Origin of the sequence: Lelliottia sp. F153, assembly GCF_002870005.1 — a bacterium.
Lineage (GTDB): Bacteria > Pseudomonadota > Gammaproteobacteria > Enterobacterales > Enterobacteriaceae > Enterobacter > Enterobacter nimipressuralis.
In genome coordinates this window covers 963,068-989,563 of sequence record NZ_PKFT01000001.1, presented here as the reverse complement: position 1 = coordinate 989,563, position 26,496 = coordinate 963,068, and the positions used below count along the sequence as shown (strand labels likewise).

The window sequence follows — 26,496 nt, the reverse complement described above, 5'->3', positions numbered from 1 at the left end:
GGAAATACTAAGGTTATTGTTATTCAAAAGTTAATTGATGATTATGACCAGGGGGCGTGTCGGGAAATCAGGAGAAGTGCAAAGAGTTTGTAAATTAATGGCCGGGCGGTGATATCGCCGCCCGGCCACGAGGTTATGCCGCCGCGTTCTCTTCGAGCTGGCGCATAAAGTTACGGACCCATTCCATCCGCGTTTTGCGGTCGCTCAGTTCTTGCATGAACTTCAGACGCGTCGGGCCATCAAGGCGGAAGTGTTGCGGTTGCTTCTGCAGCAGGCCGATGAGCCACATCGGGTCGACGTGGTTCTTCTCGGCAAACTCAATTACACCGCCTTTATCATTACCTTCCAGCTTGCGAATGCCCAGTTTCTGAGCCAGCTGGCGCAGACGCGCGATATCCAGCAGGTTACGCGCTGCATCCGGCAGCAGGCCAAAGCGGTCGATCAGCTCGACTTTGATCTCCTCCAGCTCCGCCTCATTTTTAGCACTGGCGATGCGTTTGTAGAATGACAGGCGCGTGTTGACGTCCGGGATAAAATCGTCCGGCAGCAGGGATGGCATCCGCAGTTCCACTTCCGTTTGCTGGCTGGTGAGATCTTCCAGCGACGGTTCGCGTCCCTCTTTCAGCGCATCGACGGCGTTTTCCAGCAGCTCCATGTAAAGCGAGAAGCCGATGGTTTCCATCGATCCGCTCTGGTCTTCGCCGAGCAGCTCGCCAGCGCCGCGGATCTCCAGATCGTGGGTCGCCAGTGCAAAACCTGCACCCAGATCTTCCAGCGAAGCGATGGCTTCCAGACGTTTTTGCGCGTCGGTGGTCATCGCTTTCGGGGGCGGCGTCAGCAGCCAGGCGTAGGCCTGATGGTGAGAACGCCCGACACGACCGCGCAACTGATGGAGCTGTGCCAGGCCAAAGTGATCGGCCCGTTCGATAATGATGGTGTTCGCCGTCGGAATGTCGATCCCGGTTTCGATAATGGTGGTACAGACCAGCACGTTGAAACGCTGGTGATGGAAATCGTTCATCACCCGCTCCAGCTCGCGCTCGCGCATCTGGCCGTGGCCGATGGCAATGCGCGCCTCCGGCACCAGCTCCGCCAGTTTATCCGCCGCTTTCTGAATATTTTCCACGTCGTTATAGAGGTAGTACACCTGGCCGCCGCGCAGGACTTCACGCAGGATCGCCTCGCGCACCACCAGGCTGTCGTACTCGCGGACAAAAGTTTTCACCGCCAGACGACGGGCCGGTGGAGTGGCAATGATCGACAGATCGCGCATCCCGCTCATCGCCATATTCAGCGTACGCGGGATCGGGGTCGCGGTGAGGGTCAGGATATCGACATCCGCGCGCATCGCTTTGATCCGTTCTTTGTGACGCACGCCGAAGCGATGCTCTTCATCGACAATCAGCAGGCCCAAATCTTTCCACTTCACGTCGCTTTGCAGCAGTTTGTGGGTGCCGATCAGAATGTCGATTTTACCTTCGCTGGCCTGCTCGAGAATCTGCGTCTGCTCTTTGGCGCTGCGAAAACGCGACAGCATCTCAATACGCACCGGCCAGTTGGCAAAGCGGTCGCGGAAGTTGTCGTAGTGCTGTTGCGCCAGCAGCGTGGTGGGCACCAGCACAGCAACCTGTTTGTTGTTTTCGACGGCGAGGAAGGTCGCGCGCATCGCCACTTCGGTTTTGCCGAAGCCGACGTCGCCGCACACCAGACGGTCCATCGCCAGCGGCTGACACATATCGCTTAGGACAGCGTTGATGGCCTGAGCCTGATCCGGCGTGGTTTCAAACGGGAAGCTGTCGCAGAACAGCTGATACTGATCTTTATCGTGTTTGAAGGCGTAGCCGGATTTCGCTGCGCGCTGGGCGTAAATATCCAGCAGCTCGGCCGCCACATCACGCACTTTTTCGGCGGCTTTCTGCCGCGCGCGGGTCCAGGCGTCGCTGCCCAGTTTATGCAGCGGAGCACTCTCTTCCGCGCCACCGGCGTAGCGGCTGATCAGATGCAGAGAGGAGACCGGGACATAGAGTTTTGCGTCACCGAGATAGGTGATCATCAGATATTCGGCAGTGATCCCGCCCGCTTCGAGGGTGGTCATTCCCGCGTAGCGCCCCACGCCGTGCTCGAGATGCACAATCGGCTGGCCGACGTGCAGCTCGGCCAGGTTGCGAATCAGCGTGTCCGGGTTGATGGTGCGACGATTGTCCTGTCGACGACGCGCCACGCGCTCGCCAAGGAGATCGCTTTCGCAGATCAGCGCCCGATTATTCAGGGTATCGATAAAACCGTGCTCGGCAGAGCCAATCATCAGATAGCGGCCGTTATCGGCGGCTTCGTCGAGACGCAAGATCCGTTTTGGCGACACTTTGATGCGCGCCAGCAGTTCGCCGAGCGCCTCGCGACGGCCTTCACTTTCTACCGAGAAAATCACCGGGCCGGTAAAGGATTCGAGAAACTTGCGCAGATTATCCAGCGGCGATTTTTGCTGCGCCTGAACGGACAGGTCCGGCAGCGTCTTAAACGCCAGGTTAGTGTTCGCGGCTTTGTCCGGCAGACTCTCCGTTTTGAGCTGTACGCGCGGCCATTTTTTCAGCTCTGAAAACAGCTCGTCGGTGCGTAACCACAGCTGCTCCGGCGGCAACAGCGGGCGCATCGGGTCGACGCCACGGTTTTCAAAACGGGCGCGGGTTTCGCTCTCAAAGCGGGTGGCGCTGGCGTCGAGATCGCCGGTATTGACGATCAGGGTTTTGGCCGGGAAATAGCTGAACAGGGCCGGAAGCGGCTCGCTGAAGAACAGCGGCTGCCAGTATTCAATGCCTGCTGGCAGGGTGCCTTTGCTCACCTGCTGATAGATGTGCTCGGCGTCACGCTTCACATCGAACTTATCGCGCCACTGGCTGCGGAACAGTTCGATGGCGGTTTTGTCCGTCGGGAATTCGTGGGCAGGCAGTAAATTGATCGCCTCAACCTCTTCCAGCGTGCGCTGGGTGTCCGGGTCGAATACCCGCAGGCTGTCGATTTCATCATCAAAGAAATCCAGACGGTACGGCTGATCGCTGCCCATCGGGTAGAGATCAAGCAGTGCGCCGCGCGTGGCGTATTCGCCGTGCTCCATCACCTGGTCGACGTGGCGATAGCCTGCGCTGTCGAGCTGCGCACGCAGGGCATCGCGCGACAGGCGCTGGCCTTTTTTCATCACCAGCGCGTGGCCGTGCAGGTAGCTGTGCGGACACACGCGCTGCATCAGGGTATTCACCGGAACGATCAACACCCCGCGCTGCATCGACGGCAGCTGATAGAGGGTGGAGAGGCGCGAGGAGATAATCTCCTGATGGGGGGAAAAACTGTCGTAGGGCAGGGTTTCCCAGTCGGCCAGGTTAAACACCAGGCTGTCGGTAAACTGGCGGATCTCGTCGTGCAGACGAAGCGCGTTTTGCATATCGGGGGCAACCAGCACCACCGGGCCCGCGTGGCGCTCAGCGATCTCTGCGACCAGCGTGGCGCAGGCGGCGCCCGTCAGTTCGCCTAGCTGGCGCTGGTCACCCGCTTTGCCGGGCAGGGAATAACGGTATTGTTCAGGCATGGCTTTGTCAGAATCTCTTATGGATATATACCCTAAACACAGTATTGGGGCATATCACTGATACGCAATGTCTTTATTATCCTTGATCGTTTTACATTAGCAAACCGGAACCGCACACAGGGTGAATTCGCCCTCGAATGAGGGCGAGGGGAAGCATTATCGGGTCGCCTCAACCGGTGCGAGACGGGCGGGAGGGGCAAAGAAAAGGTCGCCAAACAGCGCGCTGGAGACTTTTCGCGCGCCCAGTCCGAACAGCGTACAGACCAGCAGGCTGACGAATGGATAGACCAGAATCAGGGTCAGTTCCGCCCAGACCGGCCAGTTTCCACCGTTAAGTTCGCCAATCAGGAACAGGCTAAAACCTTCGATCAAAATGCGATGCGTGGTGTAGATCGCAATGGTGTTCGAGCCGACGACGTTCAGCAGATTATTCGGGTGGACGGCGTAACGCTGCTCGATGCTGTAAAACAGTTTCATAATCAGCAGAATCGACAGAAGCGACAGCAGCAGGGGAACGTTGGCAAACCACAGCACCACGGAGACCCCACCAAACGCCACTATCGGCAGCCAGTAGCGGCGTACCACCATGCCTTTCATCCACTCCATCAGCTGCGCGCCGTACCAGGCACCGAGACTGTAGTAGATCATGTTACGCACCACGCTGTTCATTCCCCACCAGGGCAGCGGCAGGAAGTTGATCGCCACGCTCGCCAGGGCCAGCACCGCGAGTACCGGCAGTTTCCAGCGGCTTAGCAATTTACAGAGGGTGAAATAGACGATCAGCGCATACAGATACCAGAGGCTGGTGCTGGCGGTGAGCATGCCGCGAATAAATTCGCTTATCGAACCGGCATACGCGGCGTTGGAAGAGGTGGCTAATTCACGCTCCGGCGCAAGCCAGGCGTTGATATGGCTCAGCGCCTGCCACTGCAACACGCCCCACAGCGCCAGTACCCAGACGATACTCCAGATCCGCTTATCGAAGCTGACCCGCCAGCCGACATCATCAATGTAGCGACGAATCAAATAGCCCGAAATGAAGAAAAACACCGGCATGCGAAACGGTGCGAGATAGAGATTAAAATAGACCCAGCATTTGGCGAGCAGACCGGAAAGCGGATGCTGTAGCCCGCTTAGATGAGGATAAAAGGTGATCACCGAGTGGTAAATCACCACCAGGCAGATGCACAGCCCTTTTATCTGATTAATCCATAATGCTTTTTGTTTCATCGGTCTTTAATACCTGTTTTGCCATAAAGAAGGCGTTAATCCTGGGCGAACCGGCGTTGGATGTAATCAGTAAGAGTCTGTATCAGGACGATTTTCAGAAAAGGTGGAGAAGGGCGCGGGTGTAATGGGAGGCCGATCGACAAGTAGCCTGATGATTTTTCTTATTTTTTCGCCAAAATCATTACCAAAGCTTACGGTTTCAGTCATTTACGCTTAACGGATTCGCTTATATACTCGTGGGTCTGCTATCAGCAACCAGACGGATTTCATGTACCAACCTGTCGCACTCTTTATAGGCTTACGTTACATGCGTGGGCGCGCCGCGGACCGCTTCGGTCGCTTTGTCTCCTGGCTTTCCACTATTGGCATTACGCTTGGCGTGATGGCTTTAGTGACGGTTCTGTCCGTGATGAATGGCTTCGAGCGCGAGCTGCAAAACAACATCCTGGGACTGATGCCGCAGGCGGTTCTCTCTTCCTCTCAGGGCTCCATTAATCCGCAACAGCTGCCCGAAAGCGCCGTGAAGTTACAGGGCGTCAGCCGTATTGCGCCGCTGACAACGGGTGACGTGGTGCTGCAAAGCGCGCGCAGCGTGTCGGTGGGGGTGATGCTGGGCATCGATCCGGCGCAGAAAGATCCGCTCACTCCGTATCTGGTTAACGTCAAACAGACCGATCTTGAGCCGGGCAAATACAACGTTATTCTCGGCGAGCAGCTCGCCGGACAGCTTGGCGTCAACCGTGGCGATCAGCTGCGCGTGATGGTGCCGTCAGCCAGCCAGTTCACCCCGATGGGGCGCTTGCCGAGCCAGCGCCTGTTCAACGTGATCGGCACCTTCGCCGCTAACAGCGAAGTCGACGGCTATCAAATGCTGGTAAATATTCAGGACGCGTCCCGCCTGATGCGTTATCCGTTGGGTAACATCAGCGGCTGGCGTTTGTGGCTCAACGAACCGCTGAAAGTTGACGTTCTGAGCGAGCAAAAACTTCCGGAAGGCACCAAATGGCAGGACTGGCGCGAGCGTAAAGGCGAGCTGTTCCAGGCCGTGCGCATGGAAAAGAACATGATGGGCCTGCTGCTAAGCCTGATCGTCGCCGTGGCCGCGTTTAACATCATCACGTCGCTTGGCCTGATGGTGATGGAAAAGCAGGGTGAAGTGGCGATCCTGCAAACCCAGGGGCTGACGCCGCGCCAGATTATGGCGGTGTTTATGGTTCAGGGGGCGAGCGCCGGGATTATCGGGGCGCTGCTGGGTGCCGTACTGGGTGCGCTGCTCGCCAGCCAGCTCAATAATTTGATGCCGATTATCGGCATTCTGCTCGACGGTGCCGCGCTGCCGGTGGCGATCGAGCCGCTGCAGGTCGTGGGTATTGCGCTGGTCGCGATGGCCATTGCGCTGCTCTCTACGCTTTATCCTTCCTGGCGCGCCGCCGCCACTCAACCCGCTGAGGCTTTACGTTATGAATAAGATCCTGTTGCAATGCGACAACCTGTCCAAACGCTATCAGGAAGGCACCGTGCAGACCGATGTCCTGCATGAGGTCAGTTTCAGCGTAGGCGAAGGCGAAATGATGGCGATTGTCGGTAGCTCCGGCTCGGGCAAAAGTACCTTGCTGCACCTGCTGGGCGGGCTGGATACGCCGACCTCCGGCGATGTGATCTTCTCCGGCCAGCCGATGAGCAAAATGACGTCAACGGCGAAAGCCGATCTGCGTAATCAGTCTCTTGGCTTTATCTACCAGTTCCACCACCTGCTGCCTGATTTCACCGCGCTGGAAAACGTCGCGATGCCGCTGCTGATTGGTAAAAAGAAACCGGCAGAGATCAACACCCGCGCCAGCGACATGCTGAAAGCCGTTGGCCTCGGTCATCGCGGGAATCATCGTCCGTCTGAACTTTCCGGTGGCGAACGCCAGCGTGTGGCGATTGCCCGTGCGCTGGTGAATAACCCGCGTCTGGTGCTGGCGGACGAACCGACCGGTAACCTTGATGCGCGCAACGCAGACAGCATTTTCCAGCTCCTCGGCGAACTGAACGCCTCCCAGGGAACGGCGTTCCTGGTGGTGACCCACGATCTGCAGCTGGCGCGACGCATGAGCCGTCAGCTGGAGATGCGTGACGGTCGTCTGACGGCGGAACTGACCCTGATGGGAGCCGAGTAATGGCGTCATCGTTATCTTTATTGATCGGTATGCGCTTTAGCCGTGGCCGCCGTCGCGGCGGCATGGTGTCGCTGATTTCCGTGATCTCTACCGTGGGTATCGCGCTCGGCGTGGCGGTGCTGATCGTTGGCTTAAGCGCGATGAACGGCTTTGAACGTGAGCTGAATAATCGCATTCTGGCAGTCGTTCCGCATGGCGAAATTGAACCGGTGAATCAGCCGTGGACCCACTGGAGCGAGGCGCTCACGAAAGTGGAAAAGGTGCCGGGCATTGTGGCCGCAGCACCTTACATCAACTTTACCGGCCTGGTGGAGAGCGGTGCGAATCTGCGCGCCATTCAGGTGAAAGGGGTGAATCCGCAGCAGGAAGCGCGTTTGAGCGCGTTGCCACAGTTTGTGCAGAACGGCGCGTGGGCGAACTTTAAAGCGGGTGAGCAGCAGATTATCATCGGCAAAGGTGTCGCGGATGCGCTGAAGGTGAAGCAGGGCGATTGGGTGTCGATCATGATCCCGAACGCCAGTGCCGATCACAAACTCCAGCAGCCAAAGCGCGTGCGTCTGCACGTGACCGGGATTTTAGCCCTGAGCGGACAGCTCGATCATAGCTTTGCGATGGTCCCGCTGGACGATGCGCGTCAGTACCTGGATATGGCGGACAGCGTCACCGGTATCGCCATTAAGGTCAACGACGTCTTCAATGCGAATAAACTGGTGCGCGACGCCGGTGGCGTGACCAACAACTATGTCTATATCAAAAGCTGGATTGGCACCTACGGCTATATGTATCGCGATATCCAGATGATCCGCGCCATTATGTATCTGGCGATGGTGCTGGTGATTGGCGTGGCCTGTTTTAACATCGTCTCGACGCTGGTGATGGCCGTTAAAGACAAGAGCAGCGACATTGCCGTTCTGCGCACGCTGGGCGCGAAAGACGGTCTTATTCGTGCCATTTTCGTCTGGTATGGTCTGCTGGCGGGTCTGTTTGGTAGCCTCTGCGGCGTGGTGATCGGCGTGGTGGTATCCCTGCAGCTGACGCCGATTATCAACGGCATTGAAAAGCTGATTGGACATCAATTCCTGTCGGGTGACATCTATTTTATTGACTTCCTGCCGTCTGAATTGCACTGGCTGGACGTTATTTATGTGCTGGTTACAGCACTTTTACTGAGTCTGCTGGCAAGCTGGTATCCAGCGCGTCGCGCAAGCCGAATTGATCCGGCGAGGGTGCTAAGTGGCCAGTAATTACGTCATGATTTAGCGGTTTTCGGGCCGCCAAATCAGAAAGAGGAATGCGTTATGTATTATGGATTTGATATTGGCGGCACTAAAATTGCGCTCGGCGTATTTGATGAACAGCTCAAATTGCAGTGGGAAACCCGTGTTCCCACGCCGCGTGACAGTTACGACGACTTTCTGAACGCGATCGCCGCCCTGGTGACCGACGCAGACACCCGTTTTGGCGTGAAAGGCTCCGTGGGGATTGGTATTCCGGGGATGCCGGAAACCGACGACGGTACGCTCTACGCCGCCAACGTGCCTGCCGCCAGCGGCAAACCGTTGCGCGCCGATCTCTCTGCTCTCCTTGAACGCGATGTGCGTCTCGACAACGATGCCAACTGCTTTGCCCTCTCCGAAGCCTGGGACGATGAGTTCCGTCAGTACCCGTTAGTCATGGGGCTGATTCTGGGGACGGGCGTCGGCGGCGGGATTATCATTAACGGCAAGCCGATTACCGGTCGCAGTTATATTACCGGTGAGTTCGGCCATATCCGCCTGCCGGTGGATGCGCTGGAGGTGGTCGGGCGTGATTTTCCCCTGACCCGCTGCGGCTGTGGGCAGCACGGTTGCATTGAGAATTATCTTTCCGGTCGTGGGTTTGCATGGCTTTACGAACACTTCTATCATCAGAAACGTGAAGCGCCGGAAATCATCACCTTGTGGGAGCAGGGCAATGAACAGGCCCGCGAACACGTTGAGCGCTATCTTGATCTGCTGGCGGTGTGTCTGGGCAATATTCTGACCATTGTCGATCCCGATTTACTGGTGATCGGTGGCGGGTTATCCAACTTTTCGGCGATCACGGAGCATTTGTCCGGGCGACTGCCCCGACATTTGCTGCCGGTCGCCCGCGTACCGCGTATTGAACGTGCGCGTCATGGGGATGCCGGAGGCATGCGCGGTGCGGCATTCCTTCATCTCACCCGCTAGTTATACGAGGTTTTTATGCTGTCGCGTCGGTTAGGTCGACTGAGCCGTTTTCGCAAAAATAAACGCCGCCTGCGTGAGCGCTTACGCCAGCGGATTTTTTTCAGAGACAGGGTGATGCCAGAAGGTATGGAAAAGCCAAGAGTCGTGGTACTGACCGGGGCGGGGATCTCCGCCGAGTCCGGGATCCGGACGTTTCGCGCCACGGATGGATTGTGGGAAGAACATCGCGTCGAAGACGTAGCAACGCCGGAAGGCTTTGCCCGTAATCCTGAGCTGGTGCAGACGTTCTATAATGACCGCCGCCGTCAGCTACAGTCGCCGGAGATTGCGCCCAATGCAGCGCATCTGGCGCTGGCGAAGCTGGAAGAGGCGCTGGGCGACCGCTTCCTGCTGGTGACGCAGAATATCGATAACCTGCATGAACGCGCCGGGAATCACAATATCATCCACATGCACGGCGAGCTGCTGAAAGTGCGCTGCGCGTGGAGCGGTCAGGTTCTCGACTGGACCGGTGATATCACGCTTGATGACAAGTGCCATTGCTGTCAGTTCCCGTCACCTCTGCGTCCACACGTGGTGTGGTTCGGCGAAATGCCGCTGGGTATGGACGAGATCTACAGCGCGCTGGCGATGGCAGATGTATTTATTGCAATTGGCACGTCAGGGCATGTCTATCCGGCGGCGGGTTTTGTGCATGAAGCACGGCTGCACGGTGCGCACACGGTTGAGCTGAATCTGGAACCGAGCCAGGTCGGCAGCGAGTTTGAAGAGAAGCAATATGGTCTGGCGAGCGTTGTGGTGCCAGATTTTGTCGAAAAGCTCTTGAAGGGATTGTAATTTTCCCGGCCCTCTTCGTAGGGAAGAGGGCCGGTTAACGTTAACGGCCTGCTTTTAACTTCTGATAATACTCTTCATAAATGCGGCTCGCGTCGCCCACATCGTTTTGCCATTCGCCTTTCTTCACGGTTTCCGCATCCGGATACAGTGATTTATCGTTCGCCACTTCAGGGCTGAGCAGCTTGCGTGCCGCCAGATTTGGCGTCGGATAGCCAATGGTTTCCGCCACCTGTTTTGCCACTTCAGGGCGCAGCAGGAAGTTAATCAGCTTCATCGCACCGTCGACGTTTTTAGCGTTAGACGGAATCGAAAGGCTGTCCATCCAGAAGATCCCGCCTTCTTTCGGCCAGACGACCTGAAGCGGCGTACCGGCCTGACGCGCGACGTACGCAGAACCGTTCCACACCATCCCCAGATTCACTTCGCCTTCCATATACGGGTTAGCCGGGTTATCGGAGTTAAACGCTGCCACGTTTGGCATCAGCTTTTTCAGCTCGTTATAGGCTGCTTCGATCTCTTTCGGGTCGGTGCTGTTACCGGAATAGCCCAGTTTGCGCAGCGCCATCTGGAACACTTCACGCGCATCGTCCGTCAGCAGCAGGCTGCCTTTGTACTCCGGTTTCCACAGGTCGGCCCAGCTGGTGACGGTTTTCGGGTCGATCTCGTCGCTGTTTACACCGATGGCGGTTGCACCCCAGATGTAGGGGATAGAGTAGTCATTATTCGGGTCGAACGGCTTGTTCAGCATCTCCGGATCGAGGTTGCCGAAGTGGGTTAATTTCGTCTTATCGATCTTCTGAATCATGCCCTCTTTGCGCATTTTGTCGACGAAATAGGTGGAGGGTACCACTACATCATAGGCGCCGTCTTTGTAGGTTTTGAGTTTGGCGTACATGGTTTCATTCGACTCGTAGGTCGAATAGATCACCTTGATCCCCGTCTCTTTGGTGAACTGTTCAAGCAGGCCTGGCGGCACATACTCGGTCCAGTTGTAGAAGTAGAGCGTCTTACTGTCGTCCGCGTGCGCGGCGCTCATGCCGATTGCGAGAGCACCTGCCGCGAGCAGGTGGCGTGACCATTTTTTCATTTTAACGTCCCCTGAGATTTCGTTGTATCACGAGCAATAATCTGGCTGGCAATCACCATTACCAGCGATAACACCAACAGAATCGTCGCCAGCGCGTTCACCTCCGGTGACACACCGACTTTCACCATTGAGTAGATTTTCAATGGCAGAATTTCATAGCTCGGCCCGGTGACAAAGGAAGAGACCACCACGTCGTCCATCGACAGCGTGAAGCTCAAAAGCCATCCGGCAGCGACCGCAGGCATTGCCAGCGGCAGAATGATTTTGCGCAGAATGGTCATCTCACTCGCCCCCAGATCCTTCGCCGCTTCGAGCATTCGCACGTCAAAGCCCTTCAGACGTGAGTAAACCGTCACCACCACGAAGGGCAGGCAGAAGGTGATGTGCGAAAAGAGCAGCGACCAGAAGCCAAGCTGCAGGCCGATGAGCATAAACAGCACCAGCAGTGAAATCGCCATCACGATATCCGGCGACATCATCACCACAAACAGCATCCCGCTGACGAAGGGTTTACCACGAAAACGGTAGCGATAGAGCGCCACGGCGGTCAGCGAGCCAATCAGCGTGGCGAAGGTCGCCGACGCGATCGCCATCGTCAGTGAGTGCTGTGCCGCCTGCAGCAGGCTGTCGTTGTTCATCAGCAGGCTATACCAGTTGGTGGTAAAGCCTTGCCAGTTGATCCCGAAACGTGAACTGTTAAACGAGTTCACGATCAAAATGATAATCGGAATATAAAGATAGGCGTAAATGGCGGTCATGAAACCGCCACGCAGCAGACGACCGATCATTCGAGATCTCCCTGTTTATTCAGCCAGCGGGAGGCGCGCCAGTAGACGAGCAGCATCAGGCCCATCACTACCGTCAGCGTAATGCTGGTGGCAGAGCCGAACGGCCAGTCGCGAATGTTCAGGAACTGACTTTTTATCACGTTGCCGATCAGCAGATTTTTCGCACCGCCCATCAGATCGGAGACGTAAAACAGCCCCATCGCCGGGAGCATCACCAGCAGACAGCCGGCAATAATGCCCGGCATGGTGAGCGGAATGATGATCCTGAGGAAGGTTTGCAGTTTGCTGGCACCCAGATCGCGTGCCGCTTCGAGCAGCGGTTTGTCGAGCTTTTCGATACTGGAATAGAGCGGCATCACCATAAACGGCAGCAGAATATAGACCAGACCGATAATCACCGCGCTCGGGGTAAACATGATGCGGATCGGCGTATCAATCACCCCCAGCCACAGCAGAAACTCGTTCAGATAGCCTTTGGTACTGAGGAAAATCTTCAGGCCGTAGATGCGAATCAGCGAATTGGTCCAGAAGGGAACAATCAGCAGAAACAGCAGCAGCGGACGGACTTTTTGCGGCAGTCGCGCCAGAAACCAGGCGAAGGGATAGCCCAGCACCAGGCAGGCGAGGGTCGCAATCAGCGCCATGTTGAGTGAATGCAGCAGGACCTCAAAGTAGAGCGGGTCCAGCAGGCGTGCGTAGTTATCCAGCGTAAAGACCAGCTTGACGAAACTGGCGTCGTCGCGGGTCAAAAAACTGGTGCCAATGATCATCAGGTTGGGGAGGAAAACAAACAACACAAGCCAACCCACGATCGTGGCGATCACCACATTCTGGAATTTACTGGTGTTCTTCATCGGCCAGCACAACCTCCCAGCTCTCTACCCAGTTAACGACCATTTTCTGATCGAGCGGATGGTCAAAGTCCGGATCGTCCTCGTTAAAGAACTCGCTGACCATCACCATTTTGCCGTTTTCCAGCTCAACCACCGACTCCAGCGTCATCCCTTTGTAGTTACGCTCGCGGATGTAGCCAATAAGGCCTTCCGCCTCGGCGGTGTCGTGGATTTCATCGACGCGCAGATCTTCCGGGCGCAGCATCACATTGAGCTTCTGGCCTTTTTCGACCGCAAAATTAACGTAAATATTGCACTCGCGGCCTTCGACGCTGGCGCGCACGCGCTGTTCGTCAAGACGCTCAATGACCGTAGCGTCAAAGATATTGATCTCGCCAATGAAGCTCGCCACAAACAGGTTTTTTGGCTCTTCGTAGATTTCACGCGGCGTGCCATCCTGCTCAATCTTGCCGTCGCGCATCACCACGATACGGTCCGACATGGTCAGAGCCTCTTCCTGATCGTGGGTGACGAATACAAAGGTAATGCCGAGCTTACGCTGCAACGCTTTCAGCTCATTCTGCATCTGTTTGCGCAGCTTGTAATCGAGCGCGGAGAGGGACTCATCCAGCAGCAGCAGGCGGGGTTTGTTGACCACGGCGCGCGCAATGGCGACGCGCTGTTGCTGCCCACCGGAGAGCTGATGCGGTTTGCGCTGGGCAAACTCGTCGAGCTGAACCATCCGCAGGGCGTCGTTCACCCGTGGGGTAATCTGATCGGCAGGGGTTTTCTGCATGCGCAGGCCGAATGCCACGTTTTCGAACACGGTCATGTGCGGGAAAAGGGCGTAGCTCTGGAAGACGGTATTAACGTGACGATGTTCAGCGGGAACATCGGTGATGTTCTGATTTTCGAGATGAATATGGCCGTTGTCGACACTTTCCAGTCCGGCAATCAGGCGCAGAACGGTTGTCTTGCCGCAGCCCGAGGGGCCTAGCAGCGTGAGAAACTCACCGTTATTGATAGTCAGGTTAAGATCGTCAATGACGGTTTTACCATCGAAACTTTTGCTGATCCCCGACAGAAGAACCAGCGGTGACAGTGTTCCCGGTTGTGTATTCAATTTTTGGCGCTGTCCCATATAAACGCGTCGGTGGGTTTACCGACTGCGGGGTTTGTGTGTAACCACCTTGGTGACTCTTAATGAGGGCGGTCATTCTACGGCAAACCACTGAAATCACCAATCCTTGTGACTGATTGATAAGCTACATTTATTAACGAATCACGACAAAATCGAAAATATTCTCGTTTACGGGATAAAAGTGACCTGACGCAATATTTGGGTTTTGATGCTTACTGATAATGTTGTCACAAAAAGTGAGGGTGACTGCATGGAAAAATTACTTGAGCGTTTTTTACAGTACGTTTCGCTGGATACCCAATCTAAAGCGGGTGTCCGACAGGTGCCGAGCACCGAGGGCCAGTGGAAGCTTTTAAACCTGCTGAAGGATCAGCTGGAAGAGCTTGGTCTGGTCAATGTGACCTTAAGCGAAAAGGGCACTGTGATGGGGACGCTGCCGTCGAACGTTAAAGGTTCGGTTCCGGCGATTGGCTTTATTTCTCACGTCGATACGTCACCTGATTTTAGCGGAAAGAACGTTAATCCGCAGATTGTCGAAAACTACCGGGGCGGCGATATCGCGCTCGGTATCGGCGATGAGGTGCTCTCGCCGGTGATGTTCCCGGTGCTCCATCAGCTGCTGGGCCAGACGCTGATCACCACCGACGGTAAAACGCTGCTGGGCGCCGACGATAAAGCCGGTGTCGCGGAGATCATGACGGCGCTGGCGGTGCTGAAAGGCAAAAATATTCCTCACGGCGATATCCGTGTGGCCTTTACGCCAGACGAAGAGGTGGGCAAAGGGGCGAAACATTTCGACGTTGAGGCTTTCAATGCGAAGTGGGCCTACACCGTTGACGGCGGCGGCGTCGGAGAGCTGGAGTTTGAAAACTTTAACGCGGCTTCGGTGACCATCAAAATTGTCGGCAACAACGTGCATCCGGGGTCGGCGAAAGGGGTGATGGTCAACGCGCTGTCGCTGGCCTCGCGGATTCATGCGGAAGTCCCCGCTGAGGAGAGCCCGGAGCAGACCGAAGGCTATGAAGGTTTCTATCATCTCACCAGCATCAAAGGCACGGTGGACAGTGCGCAGATGCACTACATCGTTCGCGATTTTGATCGCAAGGCGTTCGAAGCGCGTAAGCGTAAGATGATGGAGATCGCCAAAAAAGTTGGCAAAGGGCTGCACCCGGATTGCTACATTGAGCTGATCATCGAGGACAGCTACTACAATATGCGCGAGAAGGTGATGGAGCATCCGCACATCCTGGATATCGCCCAGCAGGCGATGCGCGATTGCGACATCGAACCGCAGCTCAAACCCATTCGCGGCGGCACCGACGGTTCGCAGCTCTCCTTCATGGGATTGCCCTGCCCGAACCTGTTTACCGGCGGCTATAACTACCACGGCAAGCACGAGTTTGTGACGCTGGAAGGGATGGAGAAAGCGGTAAAAGTAATTGTGCGAATTGCGGAGCTGACAGCGAAGCAGTGAGAAAAACAGTGCCCGGTAAGCAAAGTGCTAACGGGCACTTGTGCACTCAGTCCTCGAAGAACCAGTACCCGCTGTTCACCAGCGCCGCCAGCATGGCGAGGAATGACGGATCTTCCAGCGCATCGCCGAAGGTCTCAGCATTCAGAACCATATGGCTCGCCAGCGCTTCCAGCGCAGGACGGTGCGGGGAATCGAGCTTCTCGCCGTTGACGAAGATATCGTCGCCAATGCGCAACACGCGCAACCCACCCAGACGGACCAGCGAATCACCCTGTTGCAGGGCATCATAAATCTCATCTGGCTGATAAGGTGGCTCGGCAGGAGCGACATCAAGCTCGTGACGCGACTGGCTGACAAACTCCCCAAACCACTGACGGAAATGCTCCGGCTCGTTAATCAGGCCCAGCATCATTTCGCGCAGTTTATCCAGCTCCTGCGGCAGAATGTCGGCAGGGTGCTCGCGCGCAGGAACATCCGGATCGCTGTAGCGATGGCTGCCCAGCTCGCGCTGCAGAACATAATCAGCAAAACCGCTGATCATCTCGCGCCCGCTCGGCGCACGGAAACCCACTGAGTAGTTGAGGGAGTTTTCCAGGGAATACCCTTCGTGCGGGAATCCTGGCGGGATATAGAGGATATCGCCCGGCTCCATCTCTTCGTCGATGATACCTTCAAACGGGTCGACCTGGAGCAGGTCCGGGTGCGGGCAGTGCTGTTTCATCGGCACTTTCTCGCCCACGCGCCAGCGACGGCGGCCGGTTCCCTGAATGATAAACACATCGTACTGATCGAGGTGTGGGCCAACGCCACCGCCTGGTACAGAGAAGGAGATCATCAGATCGTCCATGCGCCAGTCGGGCAGGGCGCGGAACGGATGCATCAGGGCTGCGGTCGGCTCATGCCAGTGGTTCACGGCCTGCACCAGCAGTGACCAGTTGGTCTCGCCGAGGTGATCGTAGCTCTCAAAAGGACCGTGGCTGACCTGCCATTTTCCATCCTGGTGGCTCACCAGGCGGCTGTCGACTTCGTTTTCCATGGCCAGTCCGGCCAGTTCATCCGGGGAGATTGGGTCGACAAAATTGCTGATCCCGCGTTTCAGAACGACAGGGCGTTTTTGCCAGTAGCGTTCGATAAACTCGGGCCAGTTAAGTGTTAAGTGATAATCCATAATTATATTTCCGCAGGCTCTTACTGACTCGGATTATAACGGAAGCGTAAGAGCCTGCGCGCGAGAATCTCGCTTTTTTCACATTCAGTACTAACTATCGTCAGAGGAGGGGTGCTGACGCCCAAAAATCGCCACCATCCGCGCGCCGCCCAGCAGGCTGTCGCTGGTTTCGATGCGCCCGGCATACTGGTCGACAATCTCCTGCGCGACGGATAGCCCCACGCCCTGACCAGGACGCAGCGTGTCGGCACGTTGGCCACGATCAAAGACCACGTCGCGTTTGTTTTGCGGAATGCCGGGGCCGTCATCTTCGACGATAATGTGCAGCTCGTCGTCGGTCTGATGCGCGGAAACCTCGACAAACTCCAGGCAATATTTGCAGGCGTTATCCAGCAGGTTGCCCATCACTTCCATAAAGTCATTCTTCTCGCCGACAAAACTGATCTCAGGCGAAATATCGAGGCTAATGTTCACCCCTTTACGTTGATAGACCTTATTCAGCGCTGACGTCAGGCTGTCCAGCAGGGGGGCGACGGGGTGCAGTTCGCGGCTGAGCAACGGGCTGCCCGAGCGCATACTGGCGCGGTGCAGGTAATACCCAATCTGCTGGGAGATGCGGCTGATCTGCTCCAGCATCACCGGCTCGGCGTCGTCCACGCTGAGCTTTGAGCTGCGCATGGATCGCAGCGTGCTCTGCATCACCGCAAGGGGCGTTTTAAGACTGTGGGTGAGATCCGTAAGCGTGGTGCGGTATTTATCGTAACGCTCACGCTCACTTTTCAGCAGGCGGTTAAGGTTACGCACCAGGCTTGTCAACTCGCGGGTGGTCTGCGGATTGAGTTTATCCCGGTTGTGCTCTTCGAGTTCGCGAACCTCTTTCGCCAGCGATTCAATAGGGCGCAGGCTCCACCAGGCGGCGATCCACAGCAGCGGGATCACCAGCAGCAGGTTAGCTGCCAGAACGTACACGAACCAGCTCCAGACCATATAGGAGCGTTTCAGCTCAACGGGAATGGTGTCGATCACCACAATCGTGAGCTGCGGCATATCCATGGTCGCCGGATAGAGATTGATCGCCACCGAGTGCGTCATCTCCGTATCGTCGTCATCCGCGCGGATTTCGTCGAGCTGACGCTGCATGGAGGCATCGTTGCCGAGCAGGGAGCTGGTGGAATTCAGGTCGGCCTCTATTTCGTGGAAGCCGTTGGTTTTTAGCCACTCCGGACGAATACTTTTTTCCAGCCACGGGACATGTCGCTGCGCCCACAGCAGTTTGCCTTTCTCGTCGTAGATCAGCGCCATCGTCGGGCTTTGCCGGTCCAGGTTTTCCGGCATTTCCACGCTGATGCGATTATTTTCCCATTTGGCCAGGGTGTAGAAGAGATTGCTCTCGCCGCGCAGCAGGCGGAAGGTGGTTTTATCAAAGCTGACGCTGTAGCCAACCAGCGCCACCATGCCGTAGGCGAGGGAGAGGATCAGCACCACCGCGGCGGTAGCCAGTAAAAAGCGGACCCGCAGCGACAGGGGCAATAAATGGCGAAGGATTTTCTTCATTTAGCGTAGTTCAAACAGGTATCCCTGACCCCTGACCGTGGTGATGACATCCTGCGGATATTGCGCCTGGATTTTTTTACGTAAACGCCCCATCAGCACATCAATGGTGTGGCTCTCGCGCAGTTCGGCGTCAGGGTAGAGCTGGAGCATTAAAGAATCTTTGCTCACCACTTTGCCGCTGTTGCGGATCAGCGTTTCCATAATGGTGTATTCAAACGCCGTCAGCTTAATGACTTCATCGTTGATAGAGAATTCGCGACGCGAGAGATCGACCTGGAACGGAGGAAGAGAGATCACCTGTGACGCCAGGCCGCTGTTACGGCGCATCAGGGCCTGCATACGGGCGGACACTTCTTCGATATGGAACGGCTTGGTCACGTAATCGTCGGCGCCCGCGCTGAGCACTTCGACTTTATCCTGCCAGCCTTCGCGGGCGGTTAAAACCAGCACCGGGAGGGAGACATCATGGCTGCGCCAGCGGCGGATTAACGACAGACCATCTTCGTCCGGCAGCCCCAGATCCACGATGGCAATATCGGGCAGGTGTTCATTGAGATAATAATCCGCCTCTTTTGCGTCTTCTGCGTCGTCGACCTGATGCCCCATTTCCTGAAGCTGAACTTTCAGGTGATGACGTAGCAATGCATTATCCTCAACAACCAATACGCGCATCATCTCTTCTCCCTAAAATTAATGGTATGAATAGTTTAACGCTGATTATGTTGTTGTGGGGATAAACATTGAGTAAACCGCAGAGGAAGGAACCCTCTTTCCGGGTGGAAAGAGGGTAAGGGGAATTACTTCAGCTCATCAACCATAGCAATGGCACGGCCGATGTAGTTCGCCGGCGTCATTGCTTTCAGGCGCGTTTTCTCTTCTTCAGGCACATCCAGACCGTCGATAAACTGCTTCATGCCTTCGGCGTCCACGCGCTTGCCGCGGGTCAGCTCTTTCAGTTTTTCGTAAGGTTTTTCAATGCCGTAACGACGCATCACGGTCTGAATCGGCTCTGCCAGCACTTCCCAGTTGTGATCCAGTTCGTCCAGCAGACGGTCACGGTTCACTTCCAGTTTGCTCACACCTTTCAGGGTGGACTGGTAGGCAATCAGCGCATAGCCGATGCCGACGCCGAGGTTACGCAGCACGGTGGAGTCCGTCAGGTCACGCTGCCAGCGGGAGACCGGCAGTTTGCTCGCCATGTGTTGCAGCAGGGCGTTCGCCAGACCCAGGTTGCCTTCGGAGTTTTCGAAGTCAATCGGGTTCACTTTATGCGGCATGGTGGAAGAGCCGATTTCGCCCGCGATGGTTTTCTGTTTGAAGTGGTTCAGCGCCACGTAGCCCCACACATCGCGATCGAAGTCTATCAGGATGGTGTTGAAGCGCGCGATGCAGTCAAACAGCTCGGCGATGTAGTCGTGCGGCTCGATCTGGGTGGTGTACGGGTTCCACTGAATGCCCAGAGAGGTCACGAACTCTTCGCTGAACTGGTGCCAGTCCACTTCAGGGTACGCGGCGATGTGGGCGTTGTAGTTGCCGACCGCGCCGTTGATTTTACCGAGGATCTCAACCTGCTCCAGCTGACGATACTGGCGCTCCATGCGGTAGGCCACGTTTGCCATCTCTTTACCCATCGTCGACGGCGTGGCTGGCTGACCGTGGGTACGGGAGAGCAGTGGAATATCACGGTATTGCACGGCCAGGTCTTTCACCGCGTCGATGATTTTGCGCCAGTAAGGCAGCACCACGTCCTGACGCGCGGTAGAGAGCATCAGCGCGTGAGACAGGTTGTTGATATCTTCTGAGGTGCAGGCGAAGTGGATGAACTCAGACACCGCGTGCAGCGCCGGAACGCTTTCTACTTTCTCTTTCAGGAAGTATTCAACCGCTTTTACGTCGTGGTTGGTGGTGCGCTCGATGGTTTTAATACGCGCTGCGTCTTCTTCGCTGAACTCCGCGACGATTTTATCAAGGTAATCGTTTGCCTGGGCGTCAAAAGCAGGAACTTCCTTGATTGCTGCCTGGGTAGCTAACTTTTGCAGCCAGCGCACTTCAACCTGTACACGGAACTTCAGCAGACCATATTCGCTGAAGATCCCGCGCAGCGCGCTGACTTTATCGCCGTAACGTCCATCGACAGGGGAAACGGCGGTCAGTGAGGATAATTCCATAATTCGCAACTCCGGGAGGTTAACAATGAGCAAGAATTTGTTTTGCCTGAGTCGTCAGGCGATTACGAGAGAACATTAACTGCAGTCGGCCACCGCCCACCTGTTGCCACAGCACGGCGGCACGAATTCCTGCCAGCAGCGAGGCGCGAACTTTCGCCTGTACCTGCGGGCTTTGCAGCACGGCAGGGGAGCCGGTGACCTGGATGCGTGGCCCAAGCGGGCTGATGACATCGACATAAATCGCGGCCATCGCACTCAGCAGGGTTTCAGACTGCAAATCAAAATGGTCGAGCTGACGCTGCAGCCCGGCGATGCGGTTGCCGAGCGTGTCCATCGCACCTTTCGCGCTGTTCAGCTTACGCTCCAGCACCATCAGGCTCAACGTGTAGCGGGTCAGTTCTGCATTCAGCCCCTGGCGGTTGCTGGCATTGAGCACGCCGAGCAGGGTTTCGAGACCGAGGCGAAGATTCGTTTCACTGCCACCGAACACACCGAGCGTAGAGCCGGGGTTAAGGTCGATAACGCTGTTGAGCGAAACATGCAGCGCGTCAGCATCGCAATGACCCTGATGCGCCAGCTGTTGCACCAGACGGGCTGACTGGCAAATTCCTGCCAGTGCCAGGGTGATGTCATAATAATTCTTCGCCACACAGGCTCCTTTTGGTGTGCAATCGGTTTAAACAGCGGCCAGCGGTAGACGCTGTTCAATGATCCCGCCGCCGAGGCAGATTTCGCCGCTGTAGAAGACGGCGGACTGGCCAGGCGTAACGGCAGAGACAGGCTCGTCGAAACGCACTTCGATGCGTTCGTCATCAATGGCCGTTACGGTGCAGGGGATATCAGTCTGACGATAGCGGGTTTTCACCGTGCAACGCAGGGTGCCGGTGAACGGTTCGCGATCGACCCAGTGCAGTTGCTGGGCAATAAGGCCGACGGACATCAGACGCGGATGTTCGTGCCCCTGAGCCACAACCAGAATATTGTTTTCAACGTCTTTATCGACCACGTACCACGGCTCTTCGCTGCCGTCTTTGGTGCCGCCGATGCCCAGCCCTTTACGCTGGCCGAGGGTGTGATACATCAGACCCTGATGCTCGCCGACGTCATCGCCGTCAACGGTGATAATTTTGCCCGGCTGCGCAGGCAGATAGCGGCCGAGGAATTCGCGGAATTTACGTTCGCCGATAAAGCAGATGCCGGTAGAGTCTTTTTTCTTCGCGGTAATCAGACCCAGATCTTCAGCGATTTTACGCACTTCCGGTTTTTCCAGTTCACCGACCGGGAACAGGCTTTGCGCAATCTGCTCGTGGCCCAGGGTGTAGAGGAAGTAGCTCTGATCTTTGTTACCGTCGAGACCGCGCAGCAGCTGGCTTTTGCCATCCACATCGGCACGACGCACGTAGTGGCCGGTCGCGATAAAGTCCGCGCCCAGATCTTCGGCGGCGAATTCGAGGAACGCCTTGAATTTGATCTCTTTGTTGCAGAGGATATCCGGGTTCGGGGTGCGGCCCGCTTTGTACTCTTCGAGGAAGAGTTCGAACACGTTGTCCCAGTACTCTGCAGCAAAGTTTACGGTATGCAGCTCAATGCCGAGTTTGTCGCACACGGCCTGCGCATCCGCAAGATCCGCCGCAGCCGTGCAATATTCCTCGCCATCATCTTCCTCCCAGTTCTTCATGAACAGGCCTTCCACCTTATAACCCTGCTGTTGCAACAGGTAGGCGGAAACGGAGGAATCGACACCGCCGGACATGCCGACGATTACTTTTTTCTGGCTGTTATCTGACATGGAATACTCACGACATTGAACTTAAAGGCGGCGTATTCTATCACGCGCCCCCGGTGTTGGCACCCTCTGTAAACGGCCAGTTAAATTCCGCGATCACCTCAAGCGGCAAGCGGCTGCCGGACTGGTAGCAACGAATACTTTCGGCAACCAGCGGTGAGCGCAGGTTTGGGGCATTCAGGATCTCCTCAGCAGTGACCCACAGGCAGCGATCGATGTCGTCATCGTGCGGCTCAGTGGCGCACATTTCGTTAAGTTCGACGACGAACAAAAAGCGCAGGAAGGGCGTGCGATCGGGGGCGATCCACTGATGCAGACGAACAAAGTGCTGCGGCTCGGCATGAATGCCGGTCTCTTCCCACAGCTCACGGCGGGCGGCCTGCACCAGCGTTTCGTCGGCTTCGAGATGGCCTGCAGGCTGGTTCCACAGCGCTTTCCCGTTGATGGTCTCTTCTACGACCAGAAATTTTCCTTCGGCGTGAACTACGCAGGCGACGGTAACGTGTGGTTTAAACATCTGTTCTCCTTAGATTGAATCGATCGGGATCTCTCGCCACTTACCGGACGCCAGCGTGTCCAGCGTCAGGGAACCCATCGCGTAGCGTATCAGACGCAAGGTTGGGAAACCGACATGCGCTGTCATACGTCGCACCTGTCGATTCCGTCCTTCGTATAAGGTGATTTTCAACCAGCTGGTGGGGATAGTTTTGCGCTCGCGAACGGGCGGATTGCGCGGCCACAGCCACTGCGGTTCCTCGACCCGTTCGACGCCTGCGGGCAGGGTGGGGCCATCATTGAGCGTAACGCCATTGCGCAGAGCCTCGACCGCGTCCTGCGTCGGCTCGCCTTCTACCTGCACGTAGTAAATTTTGCCGGTACGTTTGCCTGGCTGAGTCAGCTGCGCCTGGAGCTGACCGTCGTTGGTGAGCACCAGCAGCCCTTCGCTGTCGCGGTCCAGACGGCCTGCGGCATAAATTCCTTGTAACGGGATGTAATCTTTTAGCGTGCTGCGTCCCGCCTCGTCTGTGAACTGCGGCAGCACATCGTAAGGTTTATTGAAGATAACCAGCCGCTTCGGTCCAGTGTCAGGCTTTTTTTTGGCGTTGCGTCGGGTGCTGAATCGTTCAACTTGGTGATTTCTAAAAGAAGTTTTGTTCATAGTGTTTTCAGAATGAATGTATTCACGCATTATAACGGAAATTCATGAGTGATTGGCGCGAGCCAGATATTCGAGTAGTATGAGGTCGCATATTACAACTCATTAACAAAAAACCAGAAGCGCTCGAAGGAGAGGTTAATGGAAAGCAAAGTAGTCGTTCCGGCGGAAGGTAAGAAGATCACCCTACAAGATGGCAAACTGAACATCCCTCACAACCCAATCATTCCTTTCATTGAAGGTGATGGTATCGGTGTGGATGTGACGCCAGCCATGATTAAAGTGGTGGATGCCGCCGTACAGAAAGCCTATAAGGGCGAGCGGAAAATTTCCTGGATGGAAATCTATACCGGGGAAAAATCTACCCAACTCTATGGCCAGGATGTCTGGCTGCCAGAAGAAACGCTGGACCTGATTCGTGATTACCGCGTTGCCATCAAAGGCCCGCTGACTACCCCGGTCGGTGGCGGTATTCGTTCCCTGAACGTGGCACTGCGCCAGCAGCTTGACCTGTACGTCTGTCTGCGCCCGGTGCGCTACTACGCAGGCACGCCAAGCCCGGTGAAACACCCTGAACTGACCAACATGGTTATCTTCCGTGAAAACTCCGAAGACATCTATGCGGGTATCGAGTGGAAAGCCGACAGCGCCGAAGCTGAAAAAGTGATCAAATTCCTGCGTGATGAGATGGGCGTGACGAAGATTCGTTTCCCTGAACATTGCGGTATCGGTATCAAGCCGTGCTCCGAAGAAGGCACTAAACGCCTGGTTCGTGCAGCCATCGAATACGCTATCACCAACGATCGTGATTCCGTGACCCTGGTTCACAAAGGCAACATCATGAAGTTCACCGAAGGCGCTTTCAAAGACTGGGGTTACCAGTTAGCGCGTGAAGAGTTCGGCGGTGAGCTGATCGACGGCGGCCCATGGGTGAAAATCAAGAACCCAAATACCGGCAAAGAGATCGTGGTCAAAGACGTGATCGCCGATGCGTTCCTGCAGCAGATCCTGCTGCGTCCAGCTGAATACGACGTAATCGCCTGTATGAACCTGAACGGTGACTACATCTCCGACGCCCTGGCAGCCCAGGTTGGCGGTATCGGTATCGCCCCAGGCGCAAACATCGGTGACGAGTGCGCACTGTTCGAAGCAACCCACGGTACAGCACCTAAGTATGCAGGCCAGGATAAAGTGAACCCAGGTTCCATCATCCTTTCCGCAGAAATGATGCTGCGTCATATGGAATGGTTCGAAGCCGCAGACCTGATCGTTAAAGGTATGGAAGGCGCTATTAACGCGAAAACCGTCACTTACGATTTCGAACGTCTGATGGAAGGCGCTAAACTGCTGAAATGTTCAGAGTTTGGTGACGCGATTATCGCGAACATGTAATCCAGAATCTGGGTTACATGAAAGCGGGAGCCGATGGGCTCCCGTTTTTTTTTCGAATTAACACGGTTACCAACATTCATTATCAAAAGAGATCATGATTTTTTCTTATAACGGCCAAGGCAGGGCGGGCAGCACCACTCCATGGTGCTGAGCGCAAAAACGCTTTCACGGGTGGACGAACGATCCGATGAGGGGCTGGCCTGTTATATGGAATCCAGCTTCATCATTCCCTCATGCAACGTAATCTGAGGGTTATAGCCCAGCTCCTTTCGCGCTTTGCTAATGTCGAGGGTCACTTCGACGGCAGAGGTGGCGTAGGTTTGCAGATTTAACGGGCTGGTAACACGGCCCCTGGTGAGGCGGAATAAGCCGTCCCCCAGATGGGCAAGTATCCTGACCAGTCTGCGCGGAACGCGCTTATCCGGTGCCGTTATGCCCTGAGTGGCGAGCAGTTGGCTGACGAAATCACGAAAAATATGAGGTTCACCGTCGGTGAGGAAATACACCTCTCCACTTTTGCCGTATTCGGCTGTACGGCTGATGCCATCGCAGAGATTATCAATGTGGGTCGTTGAAGTCAGGTAGTTGCCGCCGTCTATCCAGGCAAATTTCCCGGAGGAGACCGCCGCGACAAGCTGTGGCAGAGCGGTAGTGTCGCCTTTTCCCCAGACAAATCGTGGGCGCACCACGCTGACGCAGAAATTTTCATTTGCCTGCGCAAAGGCTGCCTGCTCGGCGGCTGCTTTACTTCGGCTATACGCCCCGGCAAATTTTTGTGGCAGGGGATGTGTCTCAGAGGCCATTTGCAGCGGCGCACCAGTCAATAAAACCGACTCGGTACTGATGTGTACAGCTCGCGTAACGCCCGCCAGGCGTGCTGCCGTAAACAGCTTTTCGGTCCCTTCAACGTTGACTTGCCACTGCTCTGCCGATTCATATCCATGTGACGTATCGGCAGCCGCGTGAATGAGAAGGTCGCAACCCGTGAGGGCATCCACCAGGTCGGTTTCGCACAGTGATCCGCAGACAGGCGCTCCACCCACGTGGCGAATGATTTCGGCTGCAGCCTCGCTTCTGGCCAGCGCCCGGACATCTGCCCCCGCTTCGCGATAATGGCGAATGATGTTTCTGCCGACAAAACCACTGCCGCCGGTGACGAATACTCGGCGTTGGGTCATGGCGGCATTTAAATCGTGCGGATGTTTAGTCATCTGAAGTCTCCTGGGGTGCCGAAGAAGGTACATTTTGTTCCGCGAGCCAGCTGAGTTCCTCGAGGATTTGCGCCCGTTCTACGTCGGTCCATTTATGGAAATCGAGAAAATCGAGAAACTTAAAACCTTCAAGCGCCAGATAGGCCAATAGCGCACCGCGAGGCTGGGCAGAGGTCGTAATGATGCGTTGAATAACGTCATCCTGATGCTGTTGCATGGTTTTTCGCAGTTCAGGATTCAGGATCAGCGCAGAACTGAGGTTTAACGCGACCGGGCGGAACTCCTCAGGCGGTGGCGTTTTAGCGACCTCAATACGGCCTTTTAGCGCTAAGCTGTCGACGTCCCCCAACTGCAACTCCGCGTCCTGATGAATGCTGTCATCACGCTTCATTGCGCGTGTCACCAGCGCTTCCAGCAGCGCCTGTTTGGTTTTATGCACGTACAGCACGCTGGCCTTGCTAATCCCTGCCTGATGCGCGACGGCGTCAATCGTCAGGTTAGCCACGCCGATTCGGGCCATTACCGCTTCCGCCGCATCGAGAATGCTGTCGGTACTGATCTCTTTTCTGCGTCCCATCATTCACCCTATTTATTTAAACATCCGGTCGGATATTAATTGCATTACGTTTGCCGCGCAACAGATATCCTGAAGAGAACAGAAGGTTAGGGATCAGCAAAACACGAGAATCTCAGGCGGTGAAATCGATGCGGCGTCGCGC

The 26,496-nt window shown here is 55.9% G+C and carries 23 protein-coding genes; 7 read left to right on the top strand and 16 right to left on the bottom strand.

Going from position 1 to position 26,496, the window contains the following annotated elements:
• Nucleotides 1-133: 133 nt before the first annotated feature.
• Both mfd and F153LOC_RS04730 read right to left on the bottom strand, forming a co-directional pair.
• Complete coding sequence (gene mfd / locus F153LOC_RS04735) at nucleotides 134-3,580, bottom strand: transcription-repair coupling factor (RefSeq protein WP_102103456.1); 3,447 nt, start codon at nucleotides 3,578-3,580, stop codon at nucleotides 134-136.
• 156 nt (nucleotides 3,581-3,736) lie between these two features.
• Nucleotides 3,737-4,810 carry an acyltransferase family protein gene (locus F153LOC_RS04730; protein ID WP_102103457.1) on the bottom strand — a complete coding sequence of 358 codons (1,074 nt, stop codon included), beginning with the start codon at nucleotides 4,808-4,810 and terminating at the stop codon, nucleotides 3,737-3,739.
• 268 nt (nucleotides 4,811-5,078) lie between these two features.
• Between F153LOC_RS04730 and lolC the strand changes: the two genes are divergently transcribed.
• Genes lolC through cobB form a run of 5 tightly spaced genes read left to right on the top strand, consistent with a single transcriptional unit; the run spans nucleotide 5,079 to nucleotide 10,019 of the window.
• Nucleotides 5,079-6,278 carry a lipoprotein-releasing ABC transporter permease subunit LolC gene (gene lolC / locus F153LOC_RS04725; RefSeq protein WP_100780562.1) on the top strand — a complete coding sequence of 400 codons (1,200 nt, stop codon included), beginning with the start codon at nucleotides 5,079-5,081 and terminating at the stop codon, nucleotides 6,276-6,278.
• Entirely contained in the window at nucleotides 6,271-6,972 is a 702-nt protein-coding gene (gene lolD, locus F153LOC_RS04720; protein ID WP_100780561.1) for a lipoprotein-releasing ABC transporter ATP-binding protein LolD, read from the top strand. Before lolC ends, lolD begins: the two co-directional genes overlap by 8 nt.
• Nucleotides 6,972-8,216, top strand: a complete 1,245-nt coding sequence (gene lolE / locus F153LOC_RS04715; RefSeq protein ID WP_102103458.1) for a lipoprotein-releasing ABC transporter permease subunit LolE — start codon at nucleotides 6,972-6,974, stop codon at nucleotides 8,214-8,216. Before lolD ends, lolE begins: the two co-directional genes overlap by 1 nt.
• A gap of 54 nt (nucleotides 8,217-8,270) precedes the next feature.
• Nucleotides 8,271-9,182, top strand: a complete 912-nt coding sequence (gene nagK / locus F153LOC_RS04710) for an N-acetylglucosamine kinase (protein WP_102103459.1) — start codon at nucleotides 8,271-8,273, stop codon at nucleotides 9,180-9,182.
• 15 nt (nucleotides 9,183-9,197) lie between these two features.
• Nucleotides 9,198-10,019: a Sir2 family NAD+-dependent deacetylase gene (gene cobB, locus F153LOC_RS04705; RefSeq protein WP_102103460.1), complete on the top strand. Its 822-nt coding sequence runs from the start codon at nucleotides 9,198-9,200 to the stop codon at nucleotides 10,017-10,019.
• A 40-nt stretch (nucleotides 10,020-10,059) separates the two neighbouring features.
• On the opposite strand, the gene potD is transcribed toward cobB, so the two are convergent.
• Genes potD through potA form a run of 4 tightly spaced genes read right to left on the bottom strand, consistent with a single transcriptional unit; the run spans nucleotide 10,060 to nucleotide 13,868 of the window.
• Nucleotides 10,060-11,106: a spermidine/putrescine ABC transporter substrate-binding protein PotD gene (gene potD, locus F153LOC_RS04700; RefSeq protein WP_102103461.1), complete on the bottom strand. Its 1,047-nt coding sequence runs from the start codon at nucleotides 11,104-11,106 to the stop codon at nucleotides 10,060-10,062.
• Nucleotides 11,103-11,894, bottom strand: coding sequence for a spermidine/putrescine ABC transporter permease PotC (potC, locus tag F153LOC_RS04695; protein ID WP_100780556.1), 792 nt, complete (start codon nucleotides 11,892-11,894; stop codon nucleotides 11,103-11,105). Before potC ends, potD begins: the two co-directional genes overlap by 4 nt.
• Nucleotides 11,891-12,748, bottom strand: coding sequence for a spermidine/putrescine ABC transporter permease PotB (potB, locus tag F153LOC_RS04690; RefSeq protein WP_102103462.1), 858 nt, complete (start codon nucleotides 12,746-12,748; stop codon nucleotides 11,891-11,893). The genes potC and potB overlap by 4 nt, the downstream gene beginning before the upstream one ends.
• Entirely contained in the window at nucleotides 12,732-13,868 is a 1,137-nt protein-coding gene (gene potA / locus F153LOC_RS04685) for a spermidine/putrescine ABC transporter ATP-binding protein PotA (protein WP_102103463.1), read from the bottom strand. The genes potB and potA overlap by 17 nt, the downstream gene beginning before the upstream one ends.
• Before the next feature lie 250 nt (nucleotides 13,869-14,118).
• Here potA and pepT point away from each other — a divergent pair, with 250 nt between their 5' ends.
• The gene (gene pepT / locus F153LOC_RS04680) at nucleotides 14,119-15,342 is read left to right on the top strand and encodes a peptidase T (RefSeq protein WP_100780553.1); all 1,224 of its coding nucleotides are present in this window, start codon (nucleotides 14,119-14,121) and stop codon (nucleotides 15,340-15,342) included.
• 46 nt (nucleotides 15,343-15,388) lie between these two features.
• On the opposite strand, the gene F153LOC_RS04675 is transcribed toward pepT, so the two are convergent.
• The 8 genes from F153LOC_RS04675 to rluE all read right to left on the bottom strand — a co-directional run bounded on the left by F153LOC_RS04675 (nucleotide 15,389) and on the right by rluE (nucleotide 23,207).
• Nucleotides 15,389-16,510 (bottom strand): cupin domain-containing protein, encoded by a 1,122-nt coding sequence (locus F153LOC_RS04675; RefSeq protein WP_100780552.1) that lies wholly within the window; start codon nucleotides 16,508-16,510, stop codon nucleotides 15,389-15,391.
• Nucleotides 16,511-16,600: 90 nt separating this feature from the next.
• The gene (gene phoQ / locus F153LOC_RS04670) at nucleotides 16,601-18,064 is read right to left on the bottom strand and encodes a two-component system sensor histidine kinase PhoQ (protein WP_102103464.1); all 1,464 of its coding nucleotides are present in this window, start codon (nucleotides 18,062-18,064) and stop codon (nucleotides 16,601-16,603) included.
• A complete protein-coding gene (gene phoP / locus F153LOC_RS04665; protein WP_100780550.1) occupies nucleotides 18,065-18,736 on the bottom strand; it encodes a two-component system response regulator PhoP in 672 nt (223 codons plus the stop codon).
• 125 nt (nucleotides 18,737-18,861) lie between these two features.
• Nucleotides 18,862-20,232, bottom strand: a complete 1,371-nt coding sequence (gene purB, locus F153LOC_RS04660) for an adenylosuccinate lyase (RefSeq protein WP_102103465.1) — start codon at nucleotides 20,230-20,232, stop codon at nucleotides 18,862-18,864.
• A gap of 19 nt (nucleotides 20,233-20,251) precedes the next feature.
• The gene (gene hflD, locus F153LOC_RS04655) at nucleotides 20,252-20,881 is read right to left on the bottom strand and encodes a high frequency lysogenization protein HflD (protein WP_100780548.1); all 630 of its coding nucleotides are present in this window, start codon (nucleotides 20,879-20,881) and stop codon (nucleotides 20,252-20,254) included.
• A 27-nt stretch (nucleotides 20,882-20,908) separates the two neighbouring features.
• The gene (gene mnmA / locus F153LOC_RS04650) at nucleotides 20,909-22,021 is read right to left on the bottom strand and encodes a tRNA 2-thiouridine(34) synthase MnmA (RefSeq protein ID WP_102103466.1); all 1,113 of its coding nucleotides are present in this window, start codon (nucleotides 22,019-22,021) and stop codon (nucleotides 20,909-20,911) included.
• Between the two features lie 40 nt (nucleotides 22,022-22,061).
• Complete coding sequence (locus F153LOC_RS04645) at nucleotides 22,062-22,535, bottom strand: NUDIX hydrolase (RefSeq protein WP_100780546.1); 474 nt, start codon at nucleotides 22,533-22,535, stop codon at nucleotides 22,062-22,064.
• A 9-nt stretch (nucleotides 22,536-22,544) separates the two neighbouring features.
• Nucleotides 22,545-23,207 (bottom strand): 23S rRNA pseudouridine(2457) synthase RluE, encoded by a 663-nt coding sequence (gene rluE, locus F153LOC_RS04640; RefSeq protein ID WP_102103467.1) that lies wholly within the window; start codon nucleotides 23,205-23,207, stop codon nucleotides 22,545-22,547.
• A gap of 108 nt (nucleotides 23,208-23,315) precedes the next feature.
• On the opposite strand from rluE, the gene icd reads away from it, so the two are divergent.
• The gene (icd, locus tag F153LOC_RS04635; protein ID WP_102103468.1) at nucleotides 23,316-24,566 is read left to right on the top strand and encodes an NADP-dependent isocitrate dehydrogenase; all 1,251 of its coding nucleotides are present in this window, start codon (nucleotides 23,316-23,318) and stop codon (nucleotides 24,564-24,566) included.
• Nucleotides 24,567-24,769: 203 nt separating this feature from the next.
• On the opposite strand, the gene F153LOC_RS04630 is transcribed toward icd, so the two are convergent.
• A complete protein-coding gene (locus F153LOC_RS04630; protein WP_199174630.1) occupies nucleotides 24,770-25,777 on the bottom strand; it encodes an NAD(P)-dependent oxidoreductase in 1,008 nt (335 codons plus the stop codon).
• Entirely contained in the window at nucleotides 25,770-26,357 is a 588-nt protein-coding gene (locus tag F153LOC_RS04625) for a TetR/AcrR family transcriptional regulator (RefSeq protein ID WP_199174632.1), read from the bottom strand. The genes F153LOC_RS04630 and F153LOC_RS04625 overlap by 8 nt, the downstream gene beginning before the upstream one ends.
• Nucleotides 26,358-26,496: the final 139 nt, after the last annotated feature.